This is a genomic window from Pseudomonas sp. GW821-FHT07G10, from assembly GCF_059418545.1.
In genome coordinates, this window is the sequence record NZ_JBWKQB010000001.1 from 98220 (window position 1) to 125022 (window position 26803).

Here is a 26803-nt window from a genome sequence, read left to right on the forward strand (position 1 = left end):
AGTCAGCCTATGGGCATGGGTAAAAGCCGAACATTCCTGCCATTCGACGCATGGCGTAGGAAAGGTCTTTGAATGGCTGGCGCACTCAAACACTCATCCGGTTCCGAGGACTGACCTGCATCAAAGGGGGTTGCGTATCGGCGGTCGCAGTGGCGATATAGACGCCTTATAAAAATTCCAGAGGTCGTTGTATGTCGCTCGCCACGTTGATTCATCGCGCCAGTTTGCCGAGTCCGCAGGTCACTGCGCAGCAAGCGCTGCAACTGCTGCAGGTGCATTACGGTCTGAGCGCAACGCTGCACTCGCTGGGCAGCCAGCAGGATCTCAACTTTCGGGTCGACAGCGACCAGGGCCGTTTCGTCCTGAAAATCTGTCGCGGCGACTACGCGAGGATTGAGCTTGAGGCCCAGCACGCGGCCCTCAATCATCTGGGCGCGCACCCCGAGCTTCATGTGCCACGGGTGATTGCGGCAAACAACGGTGAAGACCTGCTTTCTCTGGACGTGGCCGGGCAAGCGGTGCACGTGCGGTTGCTCGATTACATCGAAGGCCAGTCGCTGACTCACCTCAAGCACTTGGGCCATGAGCTGGTGTCCGGCCTGGGGCAACTCTGCGGCGAGATGGATCTGGCCTTGGCCAGCTTCCAGCACCCGGGGCTGGAACGCGCACTGCAATGGGATGCCCGCCACGCCAACGCACTGATCACCCATTTATTGCCGGTGATCACCCATGAACGCCAGCGAGCGTTGATTGCCGAGGCCGCGCTGCACGCCGAGCGTCGTTTGCAACCGTTGGTGGCGAAGCTGCCGGTGCAGGCGATCCATATGGACATCACCGATGACAACGTGGTCTGGCAACGGGACCAGCAGCGCCACTGGCAGCTGCAGGGCGTGATCGATTTCGGCGACTTGATTCGCACCTGGCGCATTACCGATCTGTCGGTGACTTGCGCTGCTCTGCTGCACCATGCCGACGGTGATCCATTCTGCATTCTTCCAGCGATCCAGGCGTATCACGCGGTCAATCCGTTGCAGCATGAAGAGTTGCTGGCGCTCTGGCCGTTGATCGTCGCCCGTGCGGCGGTACTGGTGCTCAGCGGGGAACAGCAGGTCAGCATCGATCCGCAGAACCAATACAGCCGCGACAACCTCACTCACGAGTGGGAAATTTTCCGCGTAGCCACCTCGGTTTCGTTCGAACTGATGGAGGCGGCGATCCTCACGGCGGTAGGGCATTCGCTGCCACTGATCGCCAGCGAAGGCTTTGCGCCGTTGCTGCCGAGCCTGGTGGGACGCGAATTCGCCTTGATTGACCTTGGCGTGCTCAGCCCGCATTTCGAAGCTGGCAACTGGGAGCAGGAGGGGATAGACGAGCGTTTGCTGGCTCAAGCCGCCGCGACTCACGGCCTGGCGGCCAGTCGTTATGGGCAATACCGTTTGTCCCGGACTCGCCCGGACAGTGCCACTGAACCGGACACCTGCCCGCTGCATGTGCAATTGCAGGTACCGCGAGGCACCGCCGTGGAGGCACCGTTTGCCGGTGTTTTGCACGTGGCGGCCGATGGTGCGTTGCGGCTCGATAGTGCGCAGTTGAGCGTGCGCTTGTGGGGCGTCAGCCCTTCGCTGCATTCGGGAGCCGCGCTGGTCAAAGGCCAAGTGCTGGGCGAGGTCGAGGGTGCATTGCGGGTGCAGTTGTGCCGAGGCCTTGAGCTCAGCCCGCCGTTGTTCTGCACACCTTCACGAGTACCCGCGTGGCAGGCATTGTGCCCCTCTCCGTCGGCACTGTTGGGGCTGGCCTGCGATGCTGAACCCGAACTCGACCCGCAAACCCTGCTGGCCCGCCGCGACGCCAGTTTTGCCCGTTCGCAAAAACACTATTACGTCGACCCGCCGCGCATCGAACGTGGCTGGCGCAATCACCTGATCGACATGCAGGGCCGCTCCTACCTGGACATGCTCAACAATGTCGCGGTACTCGGCCACGGTCATCCGCGCATGGCCGCTGAAGCCAGCCGACAGTGGTCGCTGCTCAACACCAATTCGCGTTTCCATTACGCGGCAATCGCCGAGTTCTCCGAGCGCTTGCTGGCGCTGGCGCCGGATTCCATGGACCGGGTGTTCCTGGTCAACAGCGGCACCGAGGCCAATGACCTGGCGATCCGTCTGGCCTGGGCCTACAGCGGTGGGCGTGACATGCTCAGCGTGCTGGAGGCCTATCACGGCTGGTCGGCGGCCACCGATGCAATTTCCACCTCGATCGCCGACAACCCGAAAGCCCTCAGCACCCGCCCGGACTGGGTGCATCCGGTGACCGCACCGAACACTTATCGTGGTGAGTTTCGCGGCCTCGACAGTGCGCCGGACTACGTGCGCAGCGTCGAGCATAATCTGGCCAAACTGGCCGGGCAGAATCGCCAACTGGCCGGTTTTATCTGCGAACCGGTGTACGGCAATGCCGGGGGCATTTCGTTGCCGCCCGGCTACCTGCAACAGGTGTACGCACTGGTTCGCGCGCAGGGCGGTGTGTGTATCGCTGACGAAGTGCAGGTCGGCTATGGCCGGATGGGCAAGTTCTTCTGGGGCTTCGAAGAGCAGGGTGTGGTGCCGGACATCATCACCATGGCCAAAGGTATGGGCAACGGTCAGCCATTGGGCGCGGTGATCACTCGTCGGGAAATCGCTGAAGCGCTGGAGGCTGAGGGCTACTTCTTCTCATCGGCAGGCGGCAGCCCGGTCAGTTGCCGGATCGGCATGGCGGTGCTGGATGTGATGGAGGAAGAGAAACTGTGGGAAAACGCGCAGATTGTTGGCGGACATTTCAAGGAGCGTCTTGAAGCGCTGATCGACCGTCATCCGCTGGTCGGCGCGGTCCATGGTTCAGGCTTCTATCTGGGAGTGGAGCTGATCCGCAACCGCGAAACTCTTGAGCCGGCCACCGAAGAAACCACTGCGCTGTGCGATCGCTTGCGTGAGCTGGGAATCTTCATGCAGCCGACCGGCGACTACCTGAACATCCTCAAAATCAAACCACCGATGTGCACCACGCGGCAAAGCGTGGATTTCTTTGTCGATACCTTGTCGAAGGTGTTGGAAGAAGGGTTATAAAAACGCTGAACAAAGATCATTCCCACGCTCGCGCGTGGGAATGCCTCACCGGACGCTCTGCGTCTGCCTTTGTGACGCGGAGCGTCACGGGCTGCATTCCCACGCAGAGCGTGGGAACGATCAAATAACGATCAAATACCCCCTGTGGGAGCGAGCTTGCTCGCGATGAGGCCGGTACATCCGATATCAATGTTGACTATCAGATCGCCATCGCGAGCAAGCTCGCTCCCACAGGGATTGCGTTTAAGTTCGATTGTTATCGGGATTATTTGAAATATTTTCGATGGGTGGAGATATAAATACTGTTAAAGCCGATTTTTATCGGCTATAAAGTCGCCATAACCCAAGGTGTGGATAATCCACGCCTCACTGTTCCCATTTCTGTCATCGGTCGATGCCAATATCGACCCTCTGCACCTGCCCAGGAGATGATTCATGAGCCGTATCGTTACCGTCGCCGCCACCCAGATGGCCTGTTCCTGGGACCTTGAAGCCAACATCGAGACCGCTGAGAAGCTGGTCCGTGAGGCCGCTGCCAAAGGCGCGCAGATCATCCTGATTCAGGAACTGTTCGAGAGCCCTTATTTCTGCCAGAAGCCGAATCCGGACTACTTGCAGTTGGCCACTCCGGTTGAGACCAACGTCGCCATCGCGCACTTCCAGAAAGTCGCCAAGGAGCTGCAGGTTGTATTGCCGATCAGCTTCTTCGAACTGGCTGGCCGTGCACGCTTCAACAGCATCGCGATCATCGATGCCGACGGCAGCAACCTCGGGATTTATCGTAAAAGCCACATCCCGGATGGCCCTGGCTACCACGAAAAGTACTACTTCAACCCGGGCGATACCGGCTTCAAAGTCTGGAATACCCGTTACGCGAAGATCGGTGTCGGCATCTGCTGGGACCAGTGGTTCCCGGAATGCGCCCGTAGCATGGCGTTGCAAGGCGCGGAAATTCTGTTCTACCCAACCGCCATCGGCAGCGAACCGCACGACAAGACCATCTCGTCCCGCGACCATTGGCAGCGTGTGCAGCAAGGCCATGCCGGCGCCAACCTGATGCCGCTGATCGCCAGCAACCGCATTGGCAATGAAGAACAGGACGGTTACGACATCACCTTCTACGGCTCGTCGTTCATCGCCAACCAGTTCGGCGAGAAAGTCCAGGAACTCAACGAAACCGAAGAAGGCGTGCTGGTCCACAGCTTCGACCTCGACGAGCTGGAACACACCCGCAGTGCCTGGGGTTCGTTCCGTGACCGTCGCCCGAACCTGTACGGCGCGATCAAGACCCTCGACGGTTCGCTGGAGTCCTGATCGCCATGAGCACTTTGCAAAGCACGCCTCGCGCCGACGGCTTTTACATGCCGGCCGAGTGGGCGCCGCAGACCCAGGCCTGGATGATCTGGCCCGAGCGCCCGGACAACTGGCGCCTGGGCGGCAAGCCGGCGCAGGCCGCACACGCAGCGGTGGCCAAGGCCATCGCCCGTTTTGAACCGGTGACCGTGGCGGTGTCCGCCGGGCAGTACGAGAATGCTCGGGCGCGTCTGCTGGATGTGCCGAATATTCGCCTGGTCGAGATGTCCAGCGACGACGCCTGGGTCCGTGATACCGGTCCAACTTTCGTCATTAACGACAGCGGCGAAGTTCGTGGCGTCGACTGGGGATTCAACTCCTGGGGCGGCTTCGACGGCGGTTTGTATTCGCCGTGGAACCGTGACGAGCAGATTGCCGGCAAAGTGCTGGAGATCGAGCGTTGCCACCGTTACTGCACCGAAGGCTTCGTGCTTGAAGGCGGTTCGATTCACGTCGACGGCGAAGGCACGCTGATCACCACCGAAGAATGCCTGCTTAACCGCAATCGCAACTCGCACCTGAACCGTGCCGAGATCGAAGCGGTACTTAGCGCGCAACTGGCTGTGGATAAGATCATCTGGTTGCCGGACGGTTTGTACAACGACGAAACCGACGGCCATGTGGATAACTTCTGCTGCTATGTGCGTCCGGGTGAAGTGCTGTTGGCCTGGACCGATGACCCGCAGGACCCGAACTACTCGCGATGCCACGCGGCGATGAACGTGCTACAAAGCAGTCGCGATGCCAAGGGTCGCACCTTTACAGTGCATAAAATGCCTATTCCTGGGCCGCTGTATGCGACCGAGGAAGAGTGTGCCGGTGTCGATCCAGTGGACGGCACTCAAGAGCGTAATCCTTCGGTGCGCCTGGCGGGTTCCTACGTCAACTTCCTGATCGTCAACGGCGGCATTATCGCGCCAAGCTTCGACGATCCACTGGATAACCAGGCCAAGGAGATTCTCCAGAGCCTGTTCCCGCAGCACGAAGTGGTCATGGTTCCCGGCCGTGAACTGTTACTGGGTGGCGGTAATATCCATTGCCTTACCCAACAACAACCGGCGCCGCACAAAAGTTGAGTGAGGTTGTAACAGCTGGCCTCGTCTGAGGGACGAGATCAGCGGTAAATTCAATCGCACGACCCGCCTCAAGCCCGCAGCCCATCAGGACTGCGGGCTTTTTTGTACCTGCGTTCAAACAAACGGACACATTGGCATAGCTCTTGTATCTGTTTGAGTGTCATTCACGGACGTGAAGAACTTCGATGTTCTGTCATAAACCTTGGATAAGTTAGCCGCTCACAAACCGGGAGAGAGCGCTGAAATGAACGCCGAAATGAACGTGGTCAGCGAGCGGGCATCCCATCCCTTGGCAATAAATAGCGAATCGCTCCAGGTTCTGGTGCACTGGTTGAAGTCCAATGGAACGCGTCAGATCAGAAACTCTGATCCGCGCCGGATGATGATCGAGCGCTACCCCGCTGGTTTATTCAGCGAGGCGGAACTGGACGCGTTGTGGGATGTGATCGAAGGATAAGAAAACAACGGATTGGTAAAAGCGCTGCCTGGAAGGCGGCGTTTTTTTTATCCGGCGTAAGCTCCCCCGTAGCAGCTGCCGAAGGCTGCGTTCGGCTGCGCAGCAGTCGTAAACCTGACCCCGCGGTTTTTCAGGTATACCGAGGTGCCTGGTTTTGCGAGGACTACGGTCGAGCGCGACCCCGGCCCGAATGCAATCTTCGGTAGCTGCTACGCGGATTATGCATAGGTCCAAATACATTGGCTCTGCGCGGCATTCGACCGATTCGCGAAACAAACTAAAAGCCATTCCAGCGTTTTTCACTGGCGTGCAAGGGATTAGGCTGCCGACATCGAATTTTCACGACTTCAGCTGGAGCCGATCATGTCTGCTGCAACCCTTCACTATATCTACGACCCTCTGTGCGGCTGGTGCTATGGCGCCAAACCCCTGGTGCAAGCGGCGCAGGCTGTTTTGCCGGTCATCGCCCATGGCGGCGGCATGATGACGGGCAATAACCGTCAGAGCGTTTCGCCACAGCTGCGCGATTACGTGATGCCCCATGACCGGCGCATCGCCGAATACACCGGGCAGCCGTTTGGCGAGGCGTATTTCGAAGGCTTGCTGCGCGATCATTCGGCGGTCTTCGATTCGGCGCCGCCGATTGCGGCTGTCCTGGCTGCCGAGCAACTGGCCGGGCGTGGTCTTGAGTTGCTAGGGCGTTTGCAGACGGCGCATTACGTCGAAGGTCGACGCATTGCCGATAAAGACGTTTTGCTGGAGCTCGCCAGGACTATCGGTTTCGAGCCTCAAGCCTTCGATATAGCGTTCGAGGAGGCCGCTGCGAGCGCAACCCAGAACCATATCAAGGAAAGTCGCACACTGTTGGCGCAGGTCGGTGGCCAGGGTTTCCCGACATTGGTGCTGGAGCACGAAGGCACGTTCACGCTGATCGACATCGGCCCCTGGCTCGGCAAACCCGAAGCCTTTGCCACCTGGCTGAGCGAGTCGGTCGGTACTGCGGCGGTCGAATCCTCATCGAGCATTCAGGCCTGTGGTCTGGATGGTTGTGCACACTGAACCCACTCAATAGGCTATCGCGGGCTGAAGGCTAAACGGCCATGAATGCATCGCCGCCTTGCGCCCACCCGCGGTGTCGATCCCGCTGCCAGGCAAGCATATTCGCTACGCCTGGAGTGCCAGCAGCCGAAAAATCTCGTTTGTGTTCGAGATCAACGAGGTTTAAACCGAGAAGTCCGGCGGGCGTAAACCCAGCGACGTCCTTGTTTCTGCTGAACACCCATTCAGCCAACGTTTGCTTCGGTGGCTGTGCGCTGTTTGGCGCTGACGCTACTGTGTGGAAACACCTCAGGCGAATGGGTGGCAGCTGTGCGCGGGCATAAAAAACACCTGCAATCGTGTCGTCGACAGCAACACGTTAATGCCCCACTAGCGACATGAGTTGAAGCCTCTCTTCTGCTTCAAAATGTATACGAAATGACCCCATCCGAAACTGATGTAGTTACTCATCCGCGCCAACAATAAACTTCCCCCCTTTGCTCGTGAAACTTGTGTTGAGGCCCACAGTCTTAGCCCAGCCTTGGAATCCATTTGCGAGCCAATACAGCGAAGCGCTCTGCGGTCATGCCTCAGCCCACTATCGCCATTACCGCCGTCATCCCATCAGAGCTGCCCGCCTCATGCGCCAGACCGTTCGCTCCTCCCGCGTTTTCTCGCTCTGCCTTATTCCTTTGCTCCCCCTGTTCGCCAGTCCCGCCCATGCCGGCGGGGAAAGGCAACTGGTGGAGGACATCAACGACTACCGCGCCCAGCCGCAGCGCTGCGCGGGGCGCACGGTCCAAGCCTTGACGCCGCTGGCTCTGAAATCGAGCCTGGCCTTGCCGATCGGCTATGGAGGCGTTTCGCGGGAGACGTTGAAGGATTCCGGCTATCAGGCGGTGTCTGTGCGGACTATCCATCTGGTCGGCGCTGAAGATGCCGAGGAGGCCTTTGACATGCTCCAGAGCAGCTACTGTGGGGCCTTGCTCGATACCCAGTTCGCCGATATTGGCGTGTATCGCGACGAGAGTGAATGGCAGGTGGTGCTGGCGCGGCCCTTGCTCGATGGGCATCTGGACGATCCGCGAGCGGCGGGCAAGACGTTGCTGGCACAAGTCAACGCGGCACGGGCGAAACCGCGCCTGTGTGGTCGTCAGCGCTTCGCCGCTGCACCGCCGCTGACCTGGAATGCCGCCCTGGGGACAGCGGCGCAGGGGCACAGCCGGGCCATGGCCAACGACAATTACTTCGCGCACCAGGACCCAAACGGTGATATGCCGTGGGACCGAGCGAAGGCCGCCGGCTACGGTGGCCGGCAGATCGGAGAGAACATCGCCGCCGGGCAGAGTTCGCCGGGCAAGGCTATGGAAGGCTGGCTGGCCAGCCCCGGGCATTGCGCCAACCTGATGAACCCGATGTTTACCCAGGTTGGCGCGGCCTATGCCGCGAACTCGCGTAGCGACGAGGGCGTCTATTGGACGATGCTGTTCGGCGCGAAATGAGAAAATGGGAGACACCCGTTAGCCAGTCCAGCGTCAAGATCCAAAGCCTACCCACCCTGCTTTATTAACGGCAGGGTGTTTTCCTCGCTAAACCTGATCGGGTGAACCGGTCGAACTCATTACATCACGTCACTAATGATGTTCCTGCACCCGTCTTTATCCCTCCCAAACAACCTCATACATTGACCTCCACTACCTACCCGTCATATCGAAGGGAGGTCACAGGAGAGTTGTCATGCCTTTCGTCAGCGTACGCATTACTCGCGATGGCGTCACATCGGAGCAGAAAGCTCAGGTGATCGCTGAAATCACTGAAACTCTGGAGCGCGTCCTCCACAAGCGCCCGGACCTGACCCACATCGTGATCGAGGAAGTCGACACCGATAACTGGGGCTATGCCGGGATGACCACTACCAAGTACCGCAAACAACTCGCGGAAGGTCAGTCATGACCCAGTCCATCACCATCGATTTCGTTTCCGATGTGGTGTGCCCGTGGTGCGCCTTGGGCGTGACGGCACTGGAGCAAGCCATCGACAACCTGGCCGGTGAAGTCTCGGTCGCACTGACCTTCAAGCCCTTCGAATTGAACCCGGACATGCCGGCGGTCGGCGAGAACGCGGTCAAGCACTTGATGCGCAAATACGGGCGCAGCGCCGAGGAAATCGCCGCCGGCAAAGCGATGCAGATCGCCCGTGGTCAAGCCATCGGTTTCAAGTTCGATCTGGAGAAACGCAGCCACTTCTACAACACCTTTGATGCTCACCGTCTGCTGTTGTGGGCGTTGCAGGAAGGGCGGCAGGTCGCACTCAAGAAAGGCTTGCTGCGCGCTTATTTCACCGCCGGCCAAAACCCAAGCGATCAGGAGACGCTGGTGCGCCTGGCCAATGAAGCGGGGTTGGATTCGGCCCGTGCGCGTGAGGTGTTGGTGTCCGCAGAGTTTGCCAAGGAGGTACGTGAACTTGAAGAGTTCTACCGCGAACGCGGTATCAATTCGGTCCCGGCCATGATCCTCAACGGTCGTCACCTGGTGTCCGGTTCGCAGTCGGTCGAGTACTACGAACAAATGTTGAGACAAATGGCGAAGGCACCCGCCGAAGCCTGATTGATCACTTTTCAAACCCCAATATTTAGTAGAGGTTCATCATGAGCAATTCGAAAAAAGTCATTGTTATTACTGGCGCATCCCAAGGTCTCGGCGCAGGTATGGTCAAGGCCTTCCGTGATCTCGATTACCGGGTGGTTGCCACTTCGCGTTCGATCAAACCGTCCACCGACCCGGACATCCTCACCGTGGCGGGCGACATCGGCGACCCGGCGATCGCCGAGCGCGTGATTCGTGAAGCGATCGCACGTTTTGGCCGTATCGACACCCTGGTCAACAACGCCGGGATCTTCGTCGCCAAGCCGTTCACCAGCTACACCCACGAAGACTACGCGGCTGTGCTGTCGGTGAACCTGAATGGTTTCTTCTACATCACCCAACTCGCCATCACCGAGATGGAAAAACAAGGCAGCGGCCACGTCGTCAACATCACCACCAGTCTGACGGATCACGCCATCGACGGCGTGCCTTCGGTACTGGCGTCATTGACCAAAGGGGGCCTCAACGCGGCGACCAAATCCCTGGCCATCGAATACGCCAAGCGTGGCATCCGTGTGAACGCGGTCAGCCCCGGCATCATCAAAACTCCGATGCATGGCGAAGAAACCCATGAAGCGCTGGGGAATTTGCACCCGGTCGGGCACATGGGTGAGATCAGCGATATCGCCCAGGCCGTGGTGTATCTGGACTCTGCCAGATTCGTTACTGGCGAAATCCTGCACGTCGATGGCGGTCAGAGCGCCGGTCACTAAGACCTGTGCGCAGCGTCGTCGATCAACATCGACGGCGCTGCGATAGTGGAGCGCGCACCATGAACACTCTGGTACACAAGGTTTTCCTGATCACCGGCGTCAGTTCGGGCCTGGGCCTTGCCTTTTCGCAAGCGGCGCTGGCGGCGGGGCATACGGTGGTTGGCACGGTGCGGCGCGAGGCCGAGCGTAGCGCGTTCGAAGCGCTGGACGCCCATCGCGCCAAGGCGTTCGTGCTCGACGTCACCGATTATCCGGCGATCGAGCCGCTGGTGGCCGATATCCTGCGCGATGTGGGGCGGATCGACGTGTTGGTGAACAACGCCGGCTATGGTCATGAGGGCATTCTTGAGGAGTCGCCGCTGACTGACATACAGCGCCAGTTCGACGTCAATGTGTTTGGCGCGGTGGCAATGATCAAGGCAGTACTGCCCGGCATGCGTGAGCGGCGCAGCGGGCATATCGTCAATATCACCTCCATGGCCGGCTTCATCACCTTGCCAGGCATCGCTTACTACTGCGGCAGTAAGTTCGCCCTCGAAGGCGTCAGCGAAGCGCTGGCCAAAGAAGTGGAAAGTTTGGGTATCCACGTGACCGCCATGGCGCCTGGCTCGTTTCGTACCGAATGGGCGGGTCGCTCGATGATCCGTTCGGCTCGCACCTTGAGTGACTACGACCCGGTTTTCGATCCGGTCCGCAAGGCGCGTGAAGAGAAGAGTGGCAAGCAGACCGGCGATCCGCACAAGGCGGCGCAGGCGTTGTTGACCCTGGTCGCCGCTGAAAAGCCACCCGTTCATCTGTTGCTCGGCAAGGATGCAGTGAGGCTGGTGCGCGAAAAAATCGCGGGTCTTCAGGCGGAAATCGACGCCTGGGAATATCTGTCAGGATCGACGGATTTCGACTGATCGAAAACGCTGCTGCATGATCATTCAGACGCCGATGGCGGGGATTTCCTCAATCGTGGCGAGGTGGTACACGTGTCATTTACTACAACACGCTTTCTGAAGGCTCTATCTGGTTGCTAATCGCCTATACCAAGGCGAAGTTCGACAATTTACCCGCAGCCTTCTTCAAGCAGCTGAAGGAGGAAATCAACAATGGACAATGAACTGGAACAGTTCCAAAAGGACTTGCTGGACTCTGTGCGTCAAATGAAAGCCGGTAAAGGCGCTCGCGTAACGGAAGTGCGGCTGTCAGCTGCTGCCGAAGCGCGGGCCAAAGTAGGCGTATCTCAAAATGCGTTCGCCAAGCTGCTTGGAGTCAGTTTGCGTACGTTGCAGGACTGGGAGCAAGGGCGTCGACAACCTACTGGAGCTGCGCAGACGCTGCTGCGCGTGGCAAGCCAACATCCTGAAGCATTGCGTGACTTACACGCGCTGTGAGATTGGAACAGGGAAGCATTATTGTAAGCTCGCTATAAACCCCATCTATCGGTAGGTGGGGTTATGACGCACTTACAAATAGATGGTATCGATTTCAGTCTGAAAAAAACCTCGACTTGTTCGTAATGCCGTTCAGTTAAGGCGACGACGCGATCCGTAGCAGCTGGCGAAGCCTGCGTTCGGCTGCGCAGCAGTCGCAAATCATGCAACCACGGTCAACCTGTAACACCACAGTGCCTGATTTTACGACCGCTACGCAGCCGAACGCAGCCTTCGGCAGCTGCTACGGGGAATGTGCGGAGCCAGAAATTCCTTAACTGAACAGCATTGCGACTTGTTCGAGGTTTTTTATGGGACGCAGGATCTGGCGAGCACAAATTTTCCAGCCAATAGAGACAACTAAGGCCTCGCATTTCTGCGAGCCTTTGCATCCGCTGTCAACAGCGAAGCTGCATGCCGTTCAGCGCCAATTCCACTGCGTGGGAACGACTAACTGCCTTTCTTTTGCGCGGGTGCGAGTGGAAGGCTGAGCACCTTCACCACGTCATCGATCACCGCCTTGCTCATCTCCTGCAAATAATGCGACGCCCAGGCATAGCGGTCCGACCCCCGCTCCATCGCCGCATCCTCCGCCAGCATCTTCGCGACATGGAGCAAGTCGGACACGTGGGACAGGGCTTCTCGAATCGGTACGCCGCCGTTGACGCAGAACAGGGCCTGATCCGAATGGATGGAGAAGGGTGTGAGGCCGATGGTTTTTAGGTCTTGTGGGTTGGTCATTGGGCATCTCCGGGGGATGGGAGATAGCGGATGAGGGGGATGCAGATTTCGGACGGATTTATGGTGTGCATGGTGGGGTCTAGCTCCTTGACTTGAGGAACTGCCACGAACCTTCTCACAGGTTTGGGTGGCAGCCGTGCGCGGGGTGAGAAACCGGCAATCAAGGCAACCGGTAGACCCGAAGGTCTCCCACGCACAGCCGCCATAAAACGATATCGCGGGCGAAAAAAAACGCCGCAATAGGTCTTTTGGCGCTTTTGCGCCTTGATTTGCTCGGGTTCTCACACCCGGTCGCTGAATTTGCAACGACGGGGCAAGGTTAGCGTGGTGGTGGGATAGCTGCAACCGCGTGTTGGCCAAAGCGGCAGAAACAGCCGGGAGGGATCAAGGTTTCCTGGAGGAAGCGCGGTTCACCGCTGCTCAAGAACCTTGATCAAGGTTGACTGACTTCCTCAGGGCATGAAGCAGTCACTCGATTTGTGGGGCTTTATCCAAATTAAATCACTACGCCCCGTATGTCTCTGAGCCCCCCCGTCAATTTTGATAACTCCAAGTACTTAGTGCTACGTCACTGCGCCAAAAGAATCTAAATCCATCCTGTTGTTTCTACGATGTTTAAGAATTCATTGCTGGAGTCGTCCTGCTGCCGACTCTGGCATGGCTGCCAGCGAACTAAACTACTAGTTGTATCTCTGGAGCAAGATACCTCCAGAGAAGCAAGGAGGTGTCAAATGGCCATTCGTGATACTTATCGGGAAATTGAACAGACCCTCGGTCAGGTGCCGGAGTGGATTAAACAGATGCCGGAAGGCGGAGCGAGCGGTTTTTGGGGCGTGGCCCGGGACTTCTGGCTGGCGGATACCAAGATTCCTAATAAGTACAAGGAGTTGATAGGTCTGGCGGTGTCCGGGGCGACCCGTTGTAAGTATTGCGCCCTGTTCCATACCGAAGCCGCGCGCTTGTTTGGCGCGAGCGACGAGGAAATTTCCGAAGCCAGCTTTATGGGCGCGCTGACCATGATGGGCAGCACCTTTATTAACGCCCAGCAGATCGACTACGAGCAGTTCCGGCAGGAAACGCTGAGTATCGTCCGGTATGTCAAAGATCACTCGCAAGCCAAGGCCGCTTAAGCCGTTGCGCGAACCTGCCCTTCGGCAGCTGACGAAGGATAAGTTGATTGCAATCACCAGCGATGGTCCAAGGACCACCGCTCGGTGGCAAGGGGCTGTGCTGCGAGCCATCGGCGAACTAATGCAATACAGCGATACCGCCCGCGAAGAAAACCAGGACCTGCGCATTCCCTTCGCCAAAGCACTTCATGACCTCTATGTGGGACAGAAGTCCGACGCCGAGTTGACGGAAATGGTGTTGCTGATGCTGGAAGTGGAAACCGCCCCCTTTCTCGGCAAAGGGCCCCAGGCGGGAGCAGCATCTGGGAGCAATGACCTCTGAGAAAACCTCTGAGAAGTGGACTTTTCCAGAATTTCCCTAGGATTTTTTTGGATAGTCGAGCGCCACTTGTGCGGGCTCGATCTCGCCGATTTCTGACCATGACTTGGCTTTGAACCTGAACTCGGCGACGGCGCACGTTGGCATGACGATGATCTCGCTGGAGAGCCGCTGCGCGAGTTCGACCAACGCGGGGTTATGACCAAAGATCATCACTGACTTCAGCCGGTCGCCCAGCGTGCGGATGACCTCGAGCAAGTCATTCGCCTCGGCGGTATACAGCCGATCGTCCACGACGATGTCCTTGCGCCGGTAATCGAGCTTCCTGGCGATGATCTCCGCCGTCTCAAGCGCACGCACGGCCGGGCTCGACAGGATCAGATCGGGCCTCAGATCGCGTTTGGCCAAGCGCTCACCGATCTTGGGCGCGTCGCGTCTGCCGCGATCATTCAATGGGCGGTCTTTGTCGGGCTGCGCAGCGTCATCCCAACTCGACTTGGCATGGCGAATGAGAAATAACATTTTCATACCGCCTCCGGTATCTGCGGAAAGTCCGACCAAAGGGGTCGTAGTGATTAATCTAAATTAAATCACCACATAGCCTTATCGGGGCGTTCCCTCTAGAGAAAAGGGGACTAAGAGAAGAGGGGACTGATTCTGGCTGCAATGAGTACACCCGGTCGACGTAGCAGCGGGCGCAGCCTGCGATCTTTTCCAGGTAGGCAACCGCATCCGCGTTGGGGTCGAAATCTGAAGATCAAAAGATCGCAGCCTTCAGCGCCTCTTACGGGGGGGCAGTTGGATTTCTGAATGCCAGAAACAACAAAGGCCCGCATTTCTGCGGGCCTTCGTTTTGTATGGTGGCACCAGACGAACGGTTTGTTGCTGTGAGGGCAGGGGATTCGCGGGGCTGGAATTTGGTGGATTTTGCGGCGTACCTCTAAGGGTAGCTATAAATAAATCAGCTAGTTATGGCGTTTGGTGGAATCGAATCGGGGAGTTGCTGTTTGGCAACACTTACACGGCATGGCAGTGCGATAACCACCGCTTCATCAGCGTGCCGCTTGGGCATCAGCTACAGCGGCACATACGCTGGCACTGGCGCGGGAGACTTGTCGAGGTAGATCGGCAGCCTCCTGAGAATGATGTTGGCGTTGATGCCATGGCTGATGGCGATACTGGACATCGTGGCGCCTGGTAGCAGGAATTCCTGCACGCCTTGGAGCTTGAGGGAAGTAAGAGCTTCGTTTGCTCATGAAAAATCTAGCTCTAAAGGTGGTCGCGTCTGCGGAACTGGCGGGCACAACTGCCCTTAATGCTGAAGTTCGAAAGATGTACTCGCCATCCGCTGATACAGCTGTGATCAAACACTGCTCCGATGCTACATTCAGGGCCGAACAGAAGGTCTTGGGCACGGGAAAAAGGAGTAGTCGTGGCACGTCCCCTTCGTAAGGTCAAACTTGATGGAACGCTGTATTCCCGACGTCCGGCCGTCGAAGCTGAAATCCAAGAGCTCGAGGTCATAGGCGCTGCTGAGCTTGAGCGTAGAGTGCCCGACTGCTCACGGACCTCTCCCGATTTTGTCTCGCCGGAAGCGTTAGTGCATTTTGTGCGAAATGTAGAACCCGGAATTCATCGCGAAACACTCACCGAGCGCTTGCTTGAGCGCCTCCACCTTCTCCTGCCGCGCGCTGATGACGCTTCGCTTACGAACGCAAACATCCGAGATGATGTGGCTGACCATTTCATTGATCTGCTACTTAGCGACCGAGTTGCTTATGACGACCGTCTGGACTACTACGAGATCAATTTCAACTCGGCTGTCGCCAGGGACCGAAAGGATGCGCGTGATCGTCATTGGAAGCATGAGAATCGCTTTGACGAGCTAGAGGTGGACGAGGACGAGGGGGCCCTCCCTATAGCTGCTATCGGTGGCTACGAACCCTTTGATCCAACCGAGCTCGATCAAAAATCTTACCGGCTTCAGCTCGATGATGCGATTGATGGTCTACCTGAAATCCAAAAAAGAATCATCGAGATGATCCGCCATGACATTCCTATCGACTCGAAAGATCCCTCTGCCGTTACCATCAGTAAAACGCTGGGTAAGAGTGAAAAGACTATCCGTACGTACCGTGACAAAGCTTTCGCAAGCCTGCGGTCGCGCCTTGAACTCAAGGGGAAACTGTAATGACTATTCGTTCGCCAATTGCTAGCGAAGACGTTATGAACGCTTTCGCAATGGACTACGAGCCAGGAACTGACGTACTTAGACGATACCTGTCAGATTATCCTCAATTCGCTATCGAACTCGTGGATCTTGCAAGGGAGCTGTCCCGCGAGGTCGATGAGGATCTTCCTCTCAGTGCCAACGAGCTGGCTGCTGTGAGCGCTAAGATGGGGCGGCTTCGCGACTCCGTTGTGACTGTGGAGCTCTTGCAGTCGGCACCGCCGAAGGTTTTTGCTAAAGCAGCGAGGGAGCTCGGGTTGCCTATCCAAGTTGGCGTAGCTATTCGCGAGCGACGAATAGATTCGGTGGTATTGCCAGAGAGGTTTCTTGCGCGATTAGCTAGAGCATTGAATGCATCAGTTTCCGTTGTTCAGTCATTTCTCGTTTTGCCAGCCCAAGCATCGGCGCTTCGTGCAAACAAATCTGATGACAAGCCACTCGCAGCCGAAAAAGTTCCGCTTGAGCGTCTGCTCAAGGAATCAGGACTGGATGAGGAAAGCATTTCACGGATCCTCCAGGGCGATGACTAACCATGGATCATATAGAACTCGCTCGCCAGTGCGCCGAGCGTCTGCATGATGAAGCTGTTGAGCAAGGCAGCGATCCTTGGTCTCCCTATCAGTTCGCGAAAGAGATTGCGGAGAGGCGCGGCATCACGGTTGAGACGTGTGTTCCCGGCGCGTCGATTCTTGATGGAGCTCGAGCGACTTTCGACGCTGAGCTACTACTGATCGTTCATGAAAACTCAGGAACACCGTTTGAACAAGCCTTCCTGGTCGCCCATGAAATTGGGCACGCAGTTTTAGGCGACGGTGAAGATGGGGATGGATTTGTGTTTCAAATCGAACCCGCGCGAACCTCTGAGATTTCGCCAGTCGGCATAGAGCGGGTCGTCGATTACAGCCGCCGGCAACGTCGGGAGGTTCAGATGGACCTCTTCGCAAGAGAGCTGTTACTGCCAAGGAGTCGAGTCGTCGAGCTGCACGTCACTCGACGCCAAACGTGTTCGGAGATCGCAAATCGGTTGGGGGCCCCCTTCGACGTGATTGCGCAGCAAATGCTTGATGCGCTTCTGCTTCCCCCTGTACCAACAGTTGCTTCTGAAGCTCCTACTGAAATTCCTCTTAATGATAAACAACGAATTGCGGCCTCTCATCGGGGAGAGGCATTTCTTCTCCAAGCTGGGCCAGGTACTGGGAAAACCCGTACGCTCGTGGCGCGGGTTGAGAGCTTACTCGACGATGGCGTTGATCCAAGACGCATCCTTCTCCTGACGTTCTCAAACAAAGCCGCTGCCGAAATGGCCGAGCGGATTGCGCTAAAGCGACCCAAAGAGGCAGCGGCTCTTTGCATTGGAACCTTCCATAGTTTTGGCCTCGATATTCTCAGGCGATTCAACGACCGCTGTGGCCTTCCGGCTGATCCTCGTCTGATGGATCGAACCGAAGCCGTAGAGCTGCTTGAGAATGAATTTCCTAGGCTAGGCCTGACGCACTATCGGAACCTCTACGATCCATCCCAAACTGCTGCTGACATCCTGACCGCGGTATCACGTGCTAAGGACGAAGTTGTCGATCCGGCAGGGTACCTTGGCCTGGCCAAAGCGATGGCAGAAACCGCAGGTGATCCAGCCGCGGTAGAGGCTGCGGAAAAAGCTACGGAGGTTGCCGAGGTTTACGCTCGCTATGAAGAGCTCAAAGCACTCGCAGGTTGTGTCGACTTTGGCGATTTGGTCATGCGCCCAGTCCAGTTGTTAGAGGGGGATGCAGCAGTACGGACGCAGTTACAGAGTGACTACGATCATATCCTAGTCGACGAATACCAAGACGTGAACCACAGCAGCGTTCGACTCATCAAAGCACTCAAGCCGTCAGGTACAAACCTTTGGGTGGTGGGGGACGCCAAGCAGTCGATCTATCGCTTCCGCGGTGCCTCGTCCTTCAACATGGCCCGGTTTGGGCGCGAAGATTTTCCAGATGCGGTGCGAGACCGACTGAAGATCAATTACCGTTCTGCAGGTGAGATAGTTGGTGCCTGCTCTGCTTTTGCCGCAGGAATGTCGACGGCCGATGGAGACGAAAGTCTTGTAGCAGATTGCGGGCGGTCAGGAAATCTGCCCGAAGTCATCACGGTGGATAACGGTTCTTTCCTAACTCCTGCGATCGCTGATCGCATTCAAGAGCTTCTGAAATCGGGCTACAGTTATAGCGACCAGGCGGTTCTCTGCCGCGGCAATGATCGACTTTCGGACGTTGGGCGTGAGCTTGAGCGGGCTGGCATTCCAGTGCTGTTCCTTGGAAGCCTCTTCGAACGTCCAGAGGTTAAGGACCTGGTTTCGATACTCTCGCTGCTTGTGGATCGACGCGCAATGGGGTTGATCCGAACCGCTTGCTGGCCCGAATTTGCGATGTGTTTAGAGGACGCTGTTCGAGTTTTTGAAAGTCTGCGAGAGGCTGATTCGGAGGTCGGAGCCTGGCGCGTTATCTCTCCAGTGGAGCTGACGTCTGCTGGCCAAGCAGCCCTTTCTGAGCTCAACTCCGCCTTGGCGGGCTTTGATGCTCGCTCTCAACCTTGGAAGGTACTGACAACCATTTTGCTCGACCGTACGAGATTTGCAGCTCGTATCGCATCTTCGTCAGGGGTTTCCGACCAGGCGAAAGGTATCGCGATTTGGCAATTTATGAACTTCGTGCGTGCGCAGCCCAACGGGCAGGGGCTTCCTATCCAGCGGCTTTCTGATCGTATAAGGAGGCTGGTACGACTGCGGGATGATAGAGATTTGAGGCAGCTTCCTTCAGCAGCCCAGGGGATTGATGCTGTCCGTTTGATGACAATCCATGGTTCTAAAGGATTGGAGTTCCCGGCGGTTCACATTGCTGGCGTTAACAAAGACTCCATCCCGGGAGCGTATCGGACATCAAAATGCCCCCCACCTTCGAGCATGGTCGCTGGTGCTCAAGGGGGCGCGGATGACATTACGCGGGCTGCCCACAATGAGGAGCAGGAGTGCTTGTTTTATGTCGCCATGTCCCGTGCGAAAACCTCTCTGTCGTTCTATGGCGCGACCGGAGCATCGAATGGGCGCACGCGCGCGCTCTCGCCGTTCCTCGATCGGATGGGCCCCATTAAGCAACTTGCAGTCACACCTAAGACCGTATTGCCTCCCGCCCCAGACTCCGTGGCAATACCCGTCGTGTTCTCAGGAATTCCGCGTTTTAGTTCCGACGCGGTATCGCTTTACGATTCTTGCGCGCGGCGCTTCTTCTATACGCACCTGCTTCAGGTTGGCGGCAGACGTAAGATGAGTTCATTCATGCAAATGCATGAGGCCATCCGCGAGGTCTATCGCAAGCTTGTCGCCCAGGGCAACCTCCCAGTGGGCGATTGGGACGAGCAGCTTTCTCAAGCTTTCGTAACTCACGGGCTTGCGGAGCACGGCTATGTCGATGACTACCGTGCGATGGCCTCCAGCATGCTCCAGTACTTCATGGCATCAAGGGCTGGGGCTCAAGTGGAAACATCGGCTGCGCTCCGGATTGTGCTGGACGGCCATGAGATTGAGGTAACGCCAGATGACGTACTGTTGAGAAATGGAAAGCGAGTTGTACGCCGAGTTAGAACCGGTCATGCGCCTAGCAGTGATGGTAAGGATGTAGGCTCCGCTGCATTCATACTCGCAGTCCAGTCGGGTTTCCCAAACGCCGAGCTGGAACTGGTTTATCTCGCGGATGCTGAGAGCAAACCATTGAAACTCACGCCAAGAGAACTGAGTAACCGAAGGGTAAAAATCGCCGAGATTTTTCGCGAAATCCGAGGTGGCCAATTCCGAACCAACGCGTCGGATGCTACCTGCCCGAACTGTCCAGCCTTCTTCGTATGCGGTGAAGTCCCTGCAGGTACGCTCTCCAAACTTTTTTGAAAATAGTTTACCGGCGACAGCCAGTCGGTCCGATTAGTGGGATGTAGGCGAAATGATTCGCCACATCACGCTAGAGGACTGTATGAAAAACACACATTTTGAAGACGTTGGCGACGCAATCCGTGAGGGTCGTCCATTGCGAGAAGCTTCCGCCTATCGCATTCGTTTTGGCTTGGAAGGGCTCAACTTCCGCGACATTGACGTACCCGATCCCGTTCCGACTGGTCGGCAGATTCTGGACAGCGCCGGCCTTGACCGTCGCAGCGATTACGTCCTCTACGCCTTGCTTGTTTCAGGCGACTTCGAGGACGTACGTCTTGACGAAACGGTGGATTTGCGCGGCAAGGGCGCAGAACGCTTCATCGCGTTCAAATCCGATCGTGACTTCAAATTCGTCCTGAATGACCGGCAAATGGCGTGGGGGCACCCAACCTTGGACGCCAGTGTTCTCTATGGCCTGGTCGACGTCCTGCCCGAGGAGGCGATCTTTCTGGAAGTTCGGGGCGGTGAAGACCGTCTCATTGAACCCGAAGAGCAGATCAATTTGGACGCTCCAGGAATCGAGCGATTCGTGACTGCCCTGCGCCCGCAAAAAGGCTACGTCATCGTGGTCAACGCTGTCGAAGAGGTCGTACCGGACAAGCGTGTCACCTTCGAGCAGGTGGTCAAGTTGTCGCATCCGAACGCGCCGGCAGAAGCCAACGTAAAGTTTTCGATGACGTACCGCAATGCTGCCTCGCACCCACACGCTGGTGAGCTCGCTGAAGGCGGTTCCGTTGAAGTCAAAAAACAAGGGACGATCTTCAATGTCACACGCACTGTTCAGTCTTAACGCGGATTTGGCTCGGTTGCGAACTGAGGGGTATTTCGTACGTATACATGGAAACCTCCTTGTAATGCGGGAAGTACCATATGTCGACTCTCAATGCCGCGTACGCACAGGAACGTTGGTGTCTAACCTGGATTTGGCTGGAGACCGGACCCGTAAGCCGGAGACCCATGTAATCCACTGGGATGGTGACTTCCCTTGCAGCGCAGTTGGGACGCCATTGCCAGGCATCTCGCACGCAGCGCCCAACACGGATCTCGGGTACGGACTTACTGCTAAGCACAGTTTTTCCAGTAAGCCCGACGCCGAGGGATACCCGGACTACTACACCAAGATGGCTACATACGCGACCATCTTGGCGGGGCCTGCGGCGGTTCTACAGCCGGGTATCAGCCCGCGGTTGATCCGTGGAACGGATGAGGAAGATGAGGTCAGCGTCTTCAACTATCTCGATACCGCATCTAGCCGTGTAGGTTTAGGTGCGCTCGCCAGTAAGCTTGAAGGCGAGGTGGTAGGGATTCTGGGAACGGGAGGAACTGGTGGATACATCCTCGATCTAGTTGCGAAAACGCCGGTTAAGGAAATCCGGCTTTTCGATGATGATGATTTTCTGTCCCACAACGCATTTCGCGCCCCTGGGGCGCCATCCCTCGAGGAGCTGCGTGATGCCCCCAAAAAGGTGTTCTACCTGAAGAGCATCTACGAACGGATGCATCGCGGGATAGTTGCTCACCCAGTGAAGATGAAACCGGAGACCTTAGGACTACTTGACGGCATTACGTTTGCTTTCATCAGCATGGATGCTGGGGAGGAAAAGAGGGCGGTGGTTGCGAAGCTCGAGGCTCTTGGCGTCGCATTCATTGATGTCGGGATGGGCCTCGAACTCAACAACGGTAGTCTGGGTGGGATCCTGCGCGTCACGACGAGTACGCCGGCACAACGCGAGCATGTCCATGCGGGACGTATCTCTTTCGCAGGAGGTGGAGGCGAAGACCTGTACGCGTCAAATATCCAGGTGGCCGACCTTAATGCCTTGAATGCATGCCTTGCGGTTGTGAAATGGAAAAAGTTGCGCGGATTCTATCGAGATCTGGAGTGCGAGCATCACAGCACCTACACGACTGATGGGAGCATGCTGCTCAACGGAGATCAATCATGATCCGGCATCTTAGCCTTGAGCACCGTTTCGTGCGAAATGTTCCTCGTGAGTTGGAACCCGGCATCTTGTATATCTCGATGGACTACGCAACCGCAGTACATTCGTGCTGCTGCGGTTGTGGCGAGCGCGTTGTGACTCCTTTCAGCCCGACCGACTGGAAGATGACGTTTGATGGGGAGTCCATCTCGCTTCACCCTTCAGTAGGCAACTGGAATCAGAGTTGTCGATCGCATTACATCGTTCAACGCGGACGCGTCTTGGAGGCCGGCCCTTGGTCGCAAGCCAGGATCGAGGCGGAGCGGGTGCGCGACAAGGCTGCCAAAGCTGCACATTATGGCTCCGAAACGAAGGTTGGCTCCGATACTAAGGATCTCTCCAATGAGCGGAAACCGGGTACAACACCAACGCATCGAATCTGGTCCCGATTTAAATCGTGGCTTGGGCTTTGAGTGTGGGGGGGCGGTCTGGCAATGCTCGGTCAGTAAAATGAATTACAAGCAGCCTAGGGCGGATATCTGTTTTAGGCTGAGCCACGCCGACCCTGGTCGTCGTTTCAAGGTCTTTGGATTGACGACGAGCTGAGAAGGTAATTCGAACGTCGTGAGGAAAAATTAGCATGACGCTACCTGCAACGCAGTATTGCATTGAAAAGCACAAGCACCATTACGGTAAATGGTGCGCCGCCGCTGCATATGGCCGAGGCTTGGCTGGAGGAGGTAATGCCCTGGCATTCAAGCTAATAGAGCTGAGCGGCTTGGACCAGGTTACTGGGCCAGAGGACATCGGCCAGAACGTCGACAAATGGCAGGTCAGCTTCATGAAGAAGATTGAGGTGGAGGCGAAGAGCCTCGGTGTAACCGATTTCACCTTCGGCCGTGCACAGAAACTGGTAAACATTTATTTGAAGACGGTCTTGGTCTGCGGCGGTCACCACCAGCACCCACGCGTCGTGTTGCTCCACCCGCCACTGGATTTTGAACTGTTCAAAGGGCTGCGCAGTTTTTTATCGAAGAATCGATCCAATATGAGCAGAGCGCGCTCAGCATTCATAGCTGCCCAAAAGCGTAATCCGCGATGGACAAAATTTTCTGAGGATGATTACGAGGCACATATAGCGGCTATTAAACTGATAATGGCAGGCAGGCCCCTCTATCAAGTCGAAGAGTACTGGAAGCTTTGAATATGTCAGGCGCTGCAGCGATAAATAAGCGAGCCATTAAATAGTTTTGTCAGCATGGATAAGTGTCCAGGTATCAGCTTGATCCCCTACCTAGCTATGGCTTTATAGCGGTTTGGGACATCTGCGCTTGGCAACAATCAGGCTGATTAGTATTCGAGAAAATCAAATGGATAAAAATATTAGTCAAGAAATTAAGCAGCACCTTGAGAAAATACGACATGAAGTGCAGGGTGGGGAGCAGGATCTGGTCCATGGGCGTCAAAGGTCGCTGAAGTATTACGTACGAGATATCCACCAGCATCTCAGGGAGTGGCTTTCCCTTCAGGGCTACGCAGAGGGCCGACGACGTTACGAGCTTAGCTGGGCGCTTGGGCTCATTGGCATTTTAGGTGTCATACTTGCTACTACACGGTCGGCCACCAGTGATTTCGACTGGGTGCGAGAACACACTGTTGCGTTTCGCTTATGGGCTGTCGTCTTTTGCACAATCTTCATCGGCGTATCTTTGGAGCGATCAAATGTTATCCGAGCGCTTTGGGGTTTTGCCAGTACCAAGTTCTTGGTGTCTGTCATACTTTCGGGAGTGGTGCTGTACTCAAGAGGAAGCGCAGCGACTTACGTGAATGGTGTCTTTCATGTGGATGCCTCCGCATTACCCATCACGCTGGTGTTTACTACCGGCCTGCTAATCATAAAGCTGGTGCTGCCGTTCATTCTCACCGTCGCACTGATTCTTTCTCTGGTACATGGATTTATTGGTCTAGGCTGGGTCAGAGGTAAGTTGGCAGGTGTAGAAGCGCACGAGCCTCCTTTGTACTCGGTGCTCTCTTTTTTTGTGTCCTGTGTAATTCTGTACTTCGGCTGGAGCTGGTCCCATGCCCAAATAGCAGATTCCAGGGTGTCGGAGAAGGTTTATCTCATGGCTCATGCACTTGACTTCAACTACTCGCATGAGTGCAGCAATGTCGCTCCTAATCGGCCCGTGATATTTTTGGGCGCCGGCCAAGAGGCAGTTCTTGTTGCCCCTTACAAGCTTCAAAGCTTCGACTTTGCTGAATTCTTTGAAGGGGGGGAACCGATTCCGACCGATTTCATACGTCTTCGGTGCGAGTACAAGTCTGCGCCTGGGGCCGAGCAATCGAGCTTGAATTCCGGACTTTGAGATCAGTGAGATCGACAGCTGCTAGGATGAGGGTTCGAGCCACGGGGCACGCGAACCAGCGAAGAATTCCGCCATCTTGGCGGTTTTTTCGTTTCTAGGTTTCTAGGTTATATCCAGGCGAGCGTGCAGGCAGATGAAAGACTGACCTAGCGCAGGTGGAGTAGCTTGCCGGGATGGGGCAAAGCCAAAGCTGTGGAAGTGTGCGGAGGATTTATGATCTGGGTCCTGTAGAGTTCCTCATGTCCCGCGCAGCCTGGCAACAGCGGCTACGAACAAGTTTGGTCGATTTCTGCATGCGATGAAAGGCCCTTCCGCGTCGATTGCAGCCGGTCTCTTTGGGGAGCTGTCTCTGCTCAAAGATCGAAGACCCATGAGGCCTCTAAGCGTCGAACGATTACTCTGACAGTGAGCAGATAATAATATCGCGTGTCCTCACTACGCTGTTCCAAGCGATGCTTTAGAAACCAATCCAGATGCTTCCGCTTCCAACCCCAAGGTGTTTCCCGCTGCCACCGCTCAGCTATAGCAGCCTGGATAACTCTCGCCTGCCGCAAGTGCCGCTGTCGAGTCGTATGTGACCCAGTCAGCACGCCGGCCAAGAACACCTCCATATCAAACGCTTTGGTCATACCGGCCCCCAATGTAGGTAGCGACCACATCAATCCGACCATGCCCCAGTTCTTGACTGATCTGCATGCGAGCCTCACGGTCAAGATTCCGGTCGATGACGTGGCACCGGCCACCATTAACAGGTGCGCGATGCCGGGTGATCTGCTCGTAGCGTTCGCATGCAAATGCCGCCCTCAGCTCGTGAAATCCTTTGAGGTTGTGGGCGTGCAGGACTTCTCGTGCGGGCCCGGCAACTCCTTGTAGAACGGTCTGGTAACTCTCGCTCGGCGCAACCAGATTGCGGCTGCCGGCTGGCGTGACCTGCGCAGCGAAGCCCAGCGCATCACGAACATGTTCATCCACCACAATCCACCGAGGCGCCGAAGCACCAGCCCGGCCACCCTTGGTGCCATCCTGGATGTTGATCCTTCCGAGGTCGTTGGCCTCTCGGCTAAGGCGTGGCAGATCAGCGAGGATCGCCTCGCGCAATCTCATGCCCGTGGACCGCGCCAACTGAACAATCGCGGCCGCCCGCCATTGACCGCAGCTGCATAGCGCATCGACGATCTGTTTCACCTGCGCGTGGTTCTGGCCTTGCGGCACTGACTTACGTACCCCGCAGCGCTGGATGCCCAACGCCTTGCTAGGGTTGGGCACCGTCACATACTGATCGCCGCGAAGCGCAGCCATAGTCCGGTTCACACTGGACAGGCGGTTCTGCGCAGTACTGACGGCAAGTTCACCGCGTGCGACTTGGCCACGGACGTAAATCGCGTAATCGGCCAAGGCCTGTCGATCAATCTGCCGCGCATCATTCACCTTGGGCCCGTCCTCAGACCGGCACCACTTCACGAACGCCTGCCATCGATCGCTATGTGCCTTGACCGTGCCGTAGTGCCCACCGCCGAACATGTCCTTCAGCGCTTGCGGACCGGCATAGCTCAATTGCCTGCCATACCCGAAATTTCGCCCATCGCGTTTTCCTACCAGTGCCATACCCATTACCTCTTGGCTGATCTCCCGTTTCCGCCCCACGTCATCCCGCCAAGAATGCTGAGTGTTATCAGGGATCAAGGCCCCTGCGACCTGTGGGGATGTCCTCTAACGCGGGACTGGTGGCTCCTTACGGCCAAGAGCTTGGGCATCTCATGATCTGGCCCCCTGAGCACCGTTACCGGTGGGCGGGTGGAGGCTGCACTGGCTGACGAGACCAGCGCCGCGAGATCCTGAGTCGGGTGAAGGCAGTGATGCGATGACCGGGGCATGCCTGACTGTCAGTCAGGTGCAGTCCTTCCGTGGGCTGCGGCACCATCATCTGCATCGCTGTTGCGGGTGACTTTTCGGTGTTTGTCACGCCGATTGTCACGAGGGGGAATGCCGCAAAGCCTTGTACGAGTTGGGCTGCAGCAGTGGTAGGAGCGCCCGTCTCTTTCCGGGAGAAAGAGACGGGCGCAGGTTGGCGCAAGGAAATGGCCACGCGGATAGGTTGCTGCAGGGCAGCTATGAAAGGGGATGAGTTGCCGCAGTGGGCACACTGATAAAAGTAGGCATCCATCACATCGCTGTGACCGTGCGAGCCGCCGGACGCTAATCGCACTTTGGGAGAACCACCACGGTGTGGCGTAGCCTTAAAGGTTCTGGCTACCTGGGTTGCTGTCAACGACAGCGCTTTGCCCGATTTTTTCTACGCCTGTGGATAATTCGGGTCAAGGATCGAATTT

General features: G+C 56.8%; 25 protein-coding genes and 2 pseudogenes. 23 read left to right on the forward strand and 4 right to left on the reverse strand.

Annotation, left to right across the window (positions count from 1 at the left end):
- The first annotated feature begins 191 nt into the window (after positions 1 to 191).
- From AC07O1_RS00490 to AC07O1_RS00550, 13 genes and pseudogenes are all read left to right on the forward strand, one after another.
- Positions 192 to 3104: an aminotransferase gene (locus tag AC07O1_RS00490; protein ID WP_495087603.1), complete on the forward strand. Its 2913-nt coding sequence runs from the start codon at positions 192 to 194 to the stop codon at positions 3102 to 3104.
- A gap of 435 nt (positions 3105 to 3539) precedes the next feature.
- Positions 3540 to 4418 (forward strand): N-carbamoylputrescine amidase, encoded by an 879-nt coding sequence (aguB, locus tag AC07O1_RS00495; RefSeq protein ID WP_494994398.1) that lies wholly within the window; start codon positions 3540 to 3542, stop codon positions 4416 to 4418.
- A gap of 5 nt (positions 4419 to 4423) precedes the next feature.
- Positions 4424 to 5533, forward strand: coding sequence for an agmatine deiminase (gene aguA / locus AC07O1_RS00500; protein ID WP_495087604.1), 1110 nt, complete (start codon positions 4424 to 4426; stop codon positions 5531 to 5533).
- A gap of 244 nt (positions 5534 to 5777) precedes the next feature.
- Positions 5778 to 5990 carry a hypothetical protein gene (locus AC07O1_RS00505; RefSeq protein WP_494994396.1) on the forward strand — a complete coding sequence of 71 codons (213 nt, stop codon included), beginning with the start codon at positions 5778 to 5780 and terminating at the stop codon, positions 5988 to 5990.
- Positions 5991 to 6353: 363 nt separating this feature from the next.
- The gene (locus AC07O1_RS00510) at positions 6354 to 7049 is read left to right on the forward strand and encodes a DsbA family protein (RefSeq protein ID WP_495087605.1); all 696 of its coding nucleotides are present in this window, start codon (positions 6354 to 6356) and stop codon (positions 7047 to 7049) included.
- A 28-nt stretch (positions 7050 to 7077) separates the two neighbouring features.
- Positions 7078 to 7215: pseudogene (locus AC07O1_RS00515) on the forward strand (RES domain-containing protein); the annotation flags it as partial.
- Positions 7216 to 7669: 454 nt separating this feature from the next.
- Positions 7670 to 8530: a CAP domain-containing protein gene (locus AC07O1_RS00520; protein WP_495011003.1), complete on the forward strand. Its 861-nt coding sequence runs from the start codon at positions 7670 to 7672 to the stop codon at positions 8528 to 8530.
- Between the two features lie 235 nt (positions 8531 to 8765).
- Positions 8766 to 8981 carry a tautomerase family protein gene (locus AC07O1_RS00525; RefSeq protein ID WP_494994393.1) on the forward strand — a complete coding sequence of 72 codons (216 nt, stop codon included), beginning with the start codon at positions 8766 to 8768 and terminating at the stop codon, positions 8979 to 8981.
- On the forward strand, positions 8978 to 9634 hold the full coding sequence (locus tag AC07O1_RS00530) for a DsbA family oxidoreductase (RefSeq protein ID WP_495087606.1): 657 nt from the start codon (positions 8978 to 8980) through the stop codon (positions 9632 to 9634). Before AC07O1_RS00525 ends, AC07O1_RS00530 begins: the two co-directional genes overlap by 4 nt.
- A gap of 41 nt (positions 9635 to 9675) precedes the next feature.
- Positions 9676 to 10386, forward strand: coding sequence for an SDR family NAD(P)-dependent oxidoreductase (locus AC07O1_RS00535; protein ID WP_495087607.1), 711 nt, complete (start codon positions 9676 to 9678; stop codon positions 10384 to 10386).
- A 59-nt stretch (positions 10387 to 10445) separates the two neighbouring features.
- A complete protein-coding gene (locus AC07O1_RS00540) occupies positions 10446 to 11288 on the forward strand; it encodes an oxidoreductase (RefSeq protein WP_495087608.1) in 843 nt (280 codons plus the stop codon).
- Between the two features lie 56 nt (positions 11289 to 11344).
- Positions 11345 to 11491: pseudogene (locus AC07O1_RS00545) on the forward strand (transcriptional regulator); the annotation flags it as partial.
- The gene (locus AC07O1_RS00550) at positions 11481 to 11765 is read left to right on the forward strand and encodes a helix-turn-helix domain-containing protein (protein ID WP_495087609.1); all 285 of its coding nucleotides are present in this window, start codon (positions 11481 to 11483) and stop codon (positions 11763 to 11765) included. The pseudogene AC07O1_RS00545 and the gene AC07O1_RS00550, both read left to right, overlap by 11 nt.
- Before the next feature lie 489 nt (positions 11766 to 12254).
- On the opposite strand, the gene AC07O1_RS00555 is transcribed toward AC07O1_RS00550, so the two are convergent.
- A complete protein-coding gene (locus AC07O1_RS00555; RefSeq protein WP_494994388.1) occupies positions 12255 to 12545 on the reverse strand; it encodes a DUF3077 domain-containing protein in 291 nt (96 codons plus the stop codon).
- Between the two features lie 731 nt (positions 12546 to 13276).
- Here AC07O1_RS00555 and AC07O1_RS00560 point away from each other — a divergent pair.
- Positions 13277 to 13675, forward strand: a complete 399-nt coding sequence (locus AC07O1_RS00560) for a carboxymuconolactone decarboxylase family protein (RefSeq protein WP_494994387.1) — start codon at positions 13277 to 13279, stop codon at positions 13673 to 13675.
- A gap of 43 nt (positions 13676 to 13718) precedes the next feature.
- Positions 13719 to 13997 (forward strand): hypothetical protein, encoded by a 279-nt coding sequence (locus AC07O1_RS00565; RefSeq protein WP_495087610.1) that lies wholly within the window; start codon positions 13719 to 13721, stop codon positions 13995 to 13997.
- 36 nt (positions 13998 to 14033) lie between these two features.
- Here the strand turns inward: AC07O1_RS00565 and AC07O1_RS00570 are convergent, their stop codons facing one another.
- The gene (locus AC07O1_RS00570) at positions 14034 to 14522 is read right to left on the reverse strand and encodes a SixA phosphatase family protein (RefSeq protein WP_495087611.1); all 489 of its coding nucleotides are present in this window, start codon (positions 14520 to 14522) and stop codon (positions 14034 to 14036) included.
- A 904-nt stretch (positions 14523 to 15426) separates the two neighbouring features.
- Here AC07O1_RS00570 and AC07O1_RS00575 point away from each other — a divergent pair.
- The 8 genes from AC07O1_RS00575 to AC07O1_RS00610 all read left to right on the forward strand — a co-directional run bounded on the left by AC07O1_RS00575 (position 15427) and on the right by AC07O1_RS00610 (position 24473).
- Positions 15427 to 16185 carry a sigma-70 family RNA polymerase sigma factor gene (locus AC07O1_RS00575; protein WP_495087612.1) on the forward strand — a complete coding sequence of 253 codons (759 nt, stop codon included), beginning with the start codon at positions 15427 to 15429 and terminating at the stop codon, positions 16183 to 16185.
- On the forward strand, positions 16185 to 16754 hold the full coding sequence (locus tag AC07O1_RS00580; protein ID WP_495087613.1) for a hypothetical protein: 570 nt from the start codon (positions 16185 to 16187) through the stop codon (positions 16752 to 16754). The genes AC07O1_RS00575 and AC07O1_RS00580 overlap by 1 nt, the downstream gene beginning before the upstream one ends.
- Before the next feature lie 2 nt (positions 16755 to 16756).
- Complete coding sequence (locus tag AC07O1_RS00585; protein ID WP_495087614.1) at positions 16757 to 20143, forward strand: UvrD-helicase domain-containing protein; 3387 nt, start codon at positions 16757 to 16759, stop codon at positions 20141 to 20143.
- 82 nt (positions 20144 to 20225) lie between these two features.
- Entirely contained in the window at positions 20226 to 20975 is a 750-nt protein-coding gene (locus tag AC07O1_RS00590; RefSeq protein WP_495087615.1) for a multiubiquitin domain-containing protein, read from the forward strand.
- Entirely contained in the window at positions 20950 to 22131 is a 1182-nt protein-coding gene (locus tag AC07O1_RS00595; protein ID WP_495087616.1) for a ThiF family adenylyltransferase, read from the forward strand. The genes AC07O1_RS00590 and AC07O1_RS00595 overlap by 26 nt, the downstream gene beginning before the upstream one ends.
- Positions 22128 to 22580, forward strand: a complete 453-nt coding sequence (locus tag AC07O1_RS00600) for a ubiquitination-like system serine protease family protein (protein WP_495087617.1) — start codon at positions 22128 to 22130, stop codon at positions 22578 to 22580. The genes AC07O1_RS00595 and AC07O1_RS00600 overlap by 4 nt, the downstream gene beginning before the upstream one ends.
- Positions 22581 to 22747: 167 nt before the next feature.
- On the forward strand, positions 22748 to 23311 hold the full coding sequence (locus AC07O1_RS00605) for a hypothetical protein (RefSeq protein ID WP_495087618.1): 564 nt from the start codon (positions 22748 to 22750) through the stop codon (positions 23309 to 23311).
- 166 nt (positions 23312 to 23477) lie between these two features.
- Positions 23478 to 24473, forward strand: coding sequence for a hypothetical protein (locus AC07O1_RS00610; protein WP_495087619.1), 996 nt, complete (start codon positions 23478 to 23480; stop codon positions 24471 to 24473).
- Between the two features lie 353 nt (positions 24474 to 24826).
- Here the strand turns inward: AC07O1_RS00610 and AC07O1_RS00615 are convergent, their stop codons facing one another.
- Both AC07O1_RS00615 and AC07O1_RS00620 read right to left on the reverse strand, forming a co-directional pair.
- Positions 24827 to 25102: a hypothetical protein gene (locus AC07O1_RS00615; RefSeq protein WP_495087620.1), complete on the reverse strand. Its 276-nt coding sequence runs from the start codon at positions 25100 to 25102 to the stop codon at positions 24827 to 24829.
- Positions 25086 to 26078 (reverse strand): integrase domain-containing protein, encoded by a 993-nt coding sequence (locus tag AC07O1_RS00620; protein ID WP_495087621.1) that lies wholly within the window; start codon positions 26076 to 26078, stop codon positions 25086 to 25088. The genes AC07O1_RS00615 and AC07O1_RS00620 overlap by 17 nt, the downstream gene beginning before the upstream one ends.
- Between the last annotated feature and the right edge of the window lie 725 nt (positions 26079 to 26803).